This is a genomic window from Egibacteraceae bacterium (assembly GCA_035540635.1).
Taxonomy (GTDB): Bacteria; Actinomycetota; Nitriliruptoria; order Euzebyales; family Egibacteraceae; genus DATLGH01.
Window position 1 is genome coordinate 1 of record DATLGH010000044.1, and the last position, 5,023, is coordinate 5,023.

General features: G+C 71.1%; 3 protein-coding genes. 2 read left to right on the plus strand and 1 reads right to left on the minus strand.

Translation table 11 applies throughout. From position 1 onward, the window contains the following. Positions 1-2,493: DEAD/DEAH box helicase family protein (locus VM324_07500; protein ID HVL99121.1), on the minus strand; the 2,493-nt coding region annotated here is incomplete at its 3' end. 86 nt (positions 2,494-2,579) lie between these two features. Between VM324_07500 and VM324_07505 the strand changes: the two genes are divergently transcribed. Both VM324_07505 and VM324_07510 read left to right on the plus strand, forming a co-directional pair. Further along, positions 2,580-3,476, plus strand: coding sequence for a phospholipase D family protein (locus VM324_07505; protein ID HVL99122.1), 897 nt, complete (start codon positions 2,580-2,582; stop codon positions 3,474-3,476). After that, positions 3,473-4,630: an HNH endonuclease domain-containing protein gene (locus VM324_07510; GenBank protein ID HVL99123.1), complete on the plus strand. Its 1,158-nt coding sequence runs from the start codon at positions 3,473-3,475 to the stop codon at positions 4,628-4,630. Before VM324_07505 ends, VM324_07510 begins: the two co-directional genes overlap by 4 nt. Positions 4,631-5,023: the final 393 nt, after the last annotated feature.

The window sequence follows — 5,023 nt, forward strand, 5'->3', positions numbered from 1 at the left end:
GCCCTGCCCGTAGCCGGTGGCGCCGCCGGCGTCGGGCCACAGCGTCCAGAACAGCATCCGGGCGAGCCGCTGCTCCCGGTCGTTCAGCTGCTCGTAGGCCGGCGCCTCATCACCCTGGAGGCGGGTGTATAGCTCGGCGCGTTCGGGGTTGTCGACGTGGGCCACCGTGCGGACGCGCTTGAGGAGGTCCTGCTCGCCGGCCACCGCCGGCGGGGTGGGCAGCCCGGCGTCTCGGCGCAGCGCGGTCCACGACTCGGCGGGCCGCCGGTAGATGTCAGCGAGCTCGCGGTCGGCCTCGCGCAGGTAGCCGGCGAGGTCGAGGTCGCCGTGGGAGCGCACGTCGGCCACCAGCGCCGGCCGGCGCAGCTCCACCTGGGCGCGCACGTTGTCGAGCACGATTTGCTGCGCGACGCGGTCGAGGATGAGGGCGCAGCCCGACGGCAGGTAGGGGAACCCGCCGGCGACCTGGTCGATGAGCCCCTTGCGCGACGAGCCGGTCAGTGCCCGGTAGCGCAGGTCGAAGCGGAACTCGCGGCGCTGCGCACCGATGAAGTCAAGGACGGTCAGCACCGCCTTGCCGGGAGCGCGACGCAGGCCGCGACCGAGCTGTTGGAGGAACACCGTCGCGCTCTGCGTGGGGCGCAGCAGCAGCACGGTGTCGACGTCGGGCACATCCAGGCCCTCGTTGAACAGGTCGACGGCGAACAGCACGTTGACCTGCCGCTCGCGCAGCGCCCGCAGCGCGTCCTCGCGGCTGGACGAGGCGGTCTCGCCCGACACCGCACGGGCGGGGACCCCCGCGTCGGTGAACACCCGGGCCATGTACTGGGCGTGGGCGACGGACACGCAGAACCCCAGCGCCCGCATCGCCGTGACGTCGGTGACCTTGTCGCGCAGCTCGCGCAGGACCTTGGCCACCCGGGCGTCGTTGCCGGTGTACAGCGACTCCAGCGCCGTGGTGTCGTAGGCGCCCCGCTTCCACTCGATGGCTTCCAGCGAGACGTCGTCGGCGACGCCGAAGTAGTGGAACGGGCACAGCAGGTCCGCGGCCAGGGCATCCCACAACCGCAGCTCGGCGGCGGTCCGCCCCCCGAAGAACTCGCGGACGTCGCGGCCGTCGGCGCGTTCCGGGGTCGCGGTCAGGCCGAGCAGTTCGACGGGTCGCAGATGGTCGAGCAGCCGGCGGTAGGTCGCCGCCTCGGCGTGGTGGAACTCGTCGATGACCACGACGTCGAACGCGTCCGGGGGCAGGCGGTCCACGCCGTAGGACGACAGTGACTGGATGCTGGCGAACACGTGGCGCCAGCGCTCGGGATGGGCGCCGTCGACGTAGGTCTCGGCGAACGCCCCGTCGGCGAGCACCTCCCGGTACGTGCGCTGGGACTGCCCAAGGATCTCCTTGCGGTGCGCCACGAACAGCAGCGACAGGTCGCGGCCCGCGTCGGCGAGCAGCCGCTGGTAGTCCAGTGCAGCCACCACCGTCTTGCCGGTGCCGGTGGCGGCCACGACGAGATTGCGGTGCCGGTCGTGGATGGCCCGCTCGACGTCGAGGCGCTCGAGGATCTCCCTCTGGTGGGGGTAGGCGCGCACCGTCAGTCCCGAGATGGTCAGGCGCCCCGACTGGGCACGGCGCCCGCCGGCCTCAGCCAGCGCGTCGTCGAGCCGGTCGGCGTCGCGGTCGGGGTCGTAGGGCTCGTAGGTCGGGTCGGCCCAGTACGAGTCGAACGTGACCGCGAACTTCTCCAGCAGGTCGCGCGTGGCCACGGCGCTCAGCCGCACGTTCCACTCGAGGCCGCTCACCAGCGCCGAGCGCGACAGGTTCGAGCTGCCGACGTAGGCCGTGTCGAACCCGGTCCGCCGGCGGAACAGCCACGCCTTGGCGTGCAGCCGGGTGGTACGCGCCTCGTAGCTGACCCGGACCTCGGCGCCGAAGCGGGCGACGAGCTCGTCGAGGGCCCGCCGTTCGGTCGCGCCGACGTAGGTGCTCGTGATGACCCGCAACGGGATGCCGAGCTTGGCGCGTCGACGCAGGCTGTGCTCGAGCACCCGCAGCCCCGACCACTGCACGAATGCGCACAACAGGTCGACGGAGTCGGCGGACAGGATCTCAGCGGCGAGCTCGGCGTTGAGCGCCGGCTCGCCGCGGCCGTTGGTGAGCAGGGCGGCCTGGCCGAGCGCGATCTCCGGACGCGTCGAGAACCGGTCGGCGCCCAGGGCCTGGGCCGGCCGCACGGCGTGCAGCTGCTCGGGGCCTTCGAGGACGGGATCGGGCGGGGCGGCGATCCGCTCGAGGAGGACATTGACGAGGGCCACGCGCTGAACTGCCGTCTGCGCTCCGAGCTCGCGCTCGAGCACCTCGGCCACGTGGCGGGCGAGCAGGCCGGGCGCTTCGGCGGCGTCGACGGACACGCGGTCGGCCGTGCGGCCATCGAGCTGCGCGAGCCGCTGCTCGAGCGCCTCGGTGAGCAGCTGCTCGTAGAGCCCATCCTCCATCGCTTTCTCCCTCACCTCGGCCCGTGACGCTAGCGAATCGGTGTGACCCCTGTGGCGCGTCGGCGACTGCTGCGACACTTCAGCCCGTGGGTGTCGAGGTCTCCGTCCCGGAGCGGTCAGAGTTGCTGGCCACCGTGCGGGGGCTCGTGTCGGCGGCGGACGAGGCGCTGCTGTGCGTCGCGTTCGCGAACCAGGCCGGCGTCCGGCTGCTGGAGGGTCAATTGACAACGCTGGGGGAGGGCGGCCGGCTGCTGGCCACCACGGTGTTCGGCAGCACTACCACGGCGGCGCTGCACGACGCTGCCGGGTTCGGCACCCAGGTCCGCGTGTACAACCATGCGGCGGGGACCTACCACCCGAAGCTGTACCTGGCGCGGCAGACTGCCCGGACGCGGGCGCTCGTCGGCTCGGTGAACCTCACCAGCGGGTTGCTGCGCAACGTCGAGGTCGCTGTGCTGCTGGAGGGCCCGACGAGCGCTCCGCCGCTGGCCGCCCTGTGGGAGCGCGCCGAGGCGCTGTGGACCGACGACGGCACCCGTGCCTGGGAGCCGGCGCGGGAACCGGCGGTGGGGGATGTCCTCGCCGAGGATCTCTGGGCGCTTGTCCGTGCCACCGTGTCCGAGGGCCTGACTGCGCACACCGTCTCGGACGGCAAGCCCAACCGCATCACTGAGGTCAGCCGCCACGGACTGTGGGTCGAGACATACCGCAGCCAAGAGCGTGGCAGCGGAGCGCAGCACGTTCCCGCATGGATGTTCAACACCGCATGGGACTACCTCGTCGCGCGAGGCCGTCTGGCGAACACCACCCTGCTGAACGAGTTGAACGTCCACCGTTCGAGCCTGGTGTGTGCGGTGCTGGCCCTGCTCGCGCCCGTCACCGTCGAGTCGCGCCGCCCGATCGTGCTCAGCTACGACCCAGCGGCCGTGCAGGCGAGAGCCGCGGACAGCGCCGGACCCTATGAACCCGGGGGACCACGGTGAGCGGCCAGGGCGAGGAAGCCGCCGACCCCGTCGTCTTCGCCGAGCGCTTGCTGGCGCTGCTCGACAGCGGCAACTTCACCATGTCCTACAAGTACGCGGTGCTGCTCGCACTCGTCGACGCCTGCCTTGAGGGGCTGACGGACACGGGGGAACCTCCGGACCACTTGCGCGCCCGGGCGGTCGCCGACAAGGTCCTCGAGCTGTACTGGCGCCAGGCGATGCCCTACCCCGCTGCAGCGGACACACGAGTGTTGCGCCAGCGCCCCGAGCTGCCCAAGCTCGACCTCGTGGCCCGCATCGCGGCATACCGGGAGGGGGCCGGCTTCGACCGGAGCATGCGGGAGGCCGCCGCCGCCGACCCTGAGGGCTTCACAGTCCTGCGAGAGCGGGTCTTCGTCACGATCGTGCGCATGCCGCTGCCGAAGCTGCAGCGCCTGAACCGCGACGACCCCTTCGGCGACGGGTTCCTCTACCGCATCGACTGGCCCGACGAGGTCAGCGAGGCCCGCGTCCGCCGCGCCGAATTCGACGACCGCATACACCTCAAGCCCGGCGTGGCCGCGATGCTCGTCCGCCTGGCGGGCCTGGTCCGTCCGATCGTGCAGCGCCGCTGGGCGGATTTCGTCGCCCGGCGCAACACCGACGTGCTCGACGACCTCACCCTCGACGAGTTCCTCTTCGGTGCTGAGCGCATCGGGCTGCACCGCGTCCGCCCCCACCTCGTGGAGCTGCAAGGGGGCGAGTGCTTCTACTGCCAGGACGCCATGCGGGGACGCGTGGACATCGACCACTTCCTGCCGTGGTCACGCTCCGGCGACGACGGGATCGACAACCTCGTCGCTGCGCACACGCGGTGCAACAACGCCAAGCGGGCGTCCCTCGCAGCCGACGACCACCTGGGGCGCTGGCTGCACCGGTCCGACCAGGGCAGCCGAGACCTCCAAGCGATCGCCGACAGGGCCCCGTGGCCGCGCCACGTCGACAAGACCATGGCCGTCGCCCGGGCGCTGTACCTCTACCAGGCGCCCGGCACGAGCCTGTGGGTGGCGCCCGACATCTACCGTCCTGCAGGGCGGGGGGTGCTGCGACGGCTTCTCGTCGCGGGTGCTACTGAAGCGCAAGCCGCCGAGCACCGGCCGCCGTACATCTGGTGAGCCTGCCCAAATCCAAGGACCGGTGCGCGGTTCAGGTCACCGGCAGCGCCTGAGAATCCATCGCCTTCCGAGCCCGCTCGACCGCCGCCCAACTGACAGACGGGTGCCAGCGGGAAGGTCACGGGGAACGTCACCCCATCGATCGTACGTGGCCAGTACTCTGTCTCGAGCGAATCGTTGAAGTGAAGGAGTGCGGGTGCTTGAGCCCGAAAGCCTTGGAAACCTCCGCGAGCATATTGCGCAGCGGCTTAGCCTGGATGTTTCGTCTGACTGGCGTGGCAGCGGTTGAGGTTGCATAGGAAAGCCCCCCTAACCTGCGAGAATGCGGTCTGTCAAAGGTCCACAACTCGCCAAGGAGGGCTCACCTACATGGTGCATGCTAGCAGCAGGCGG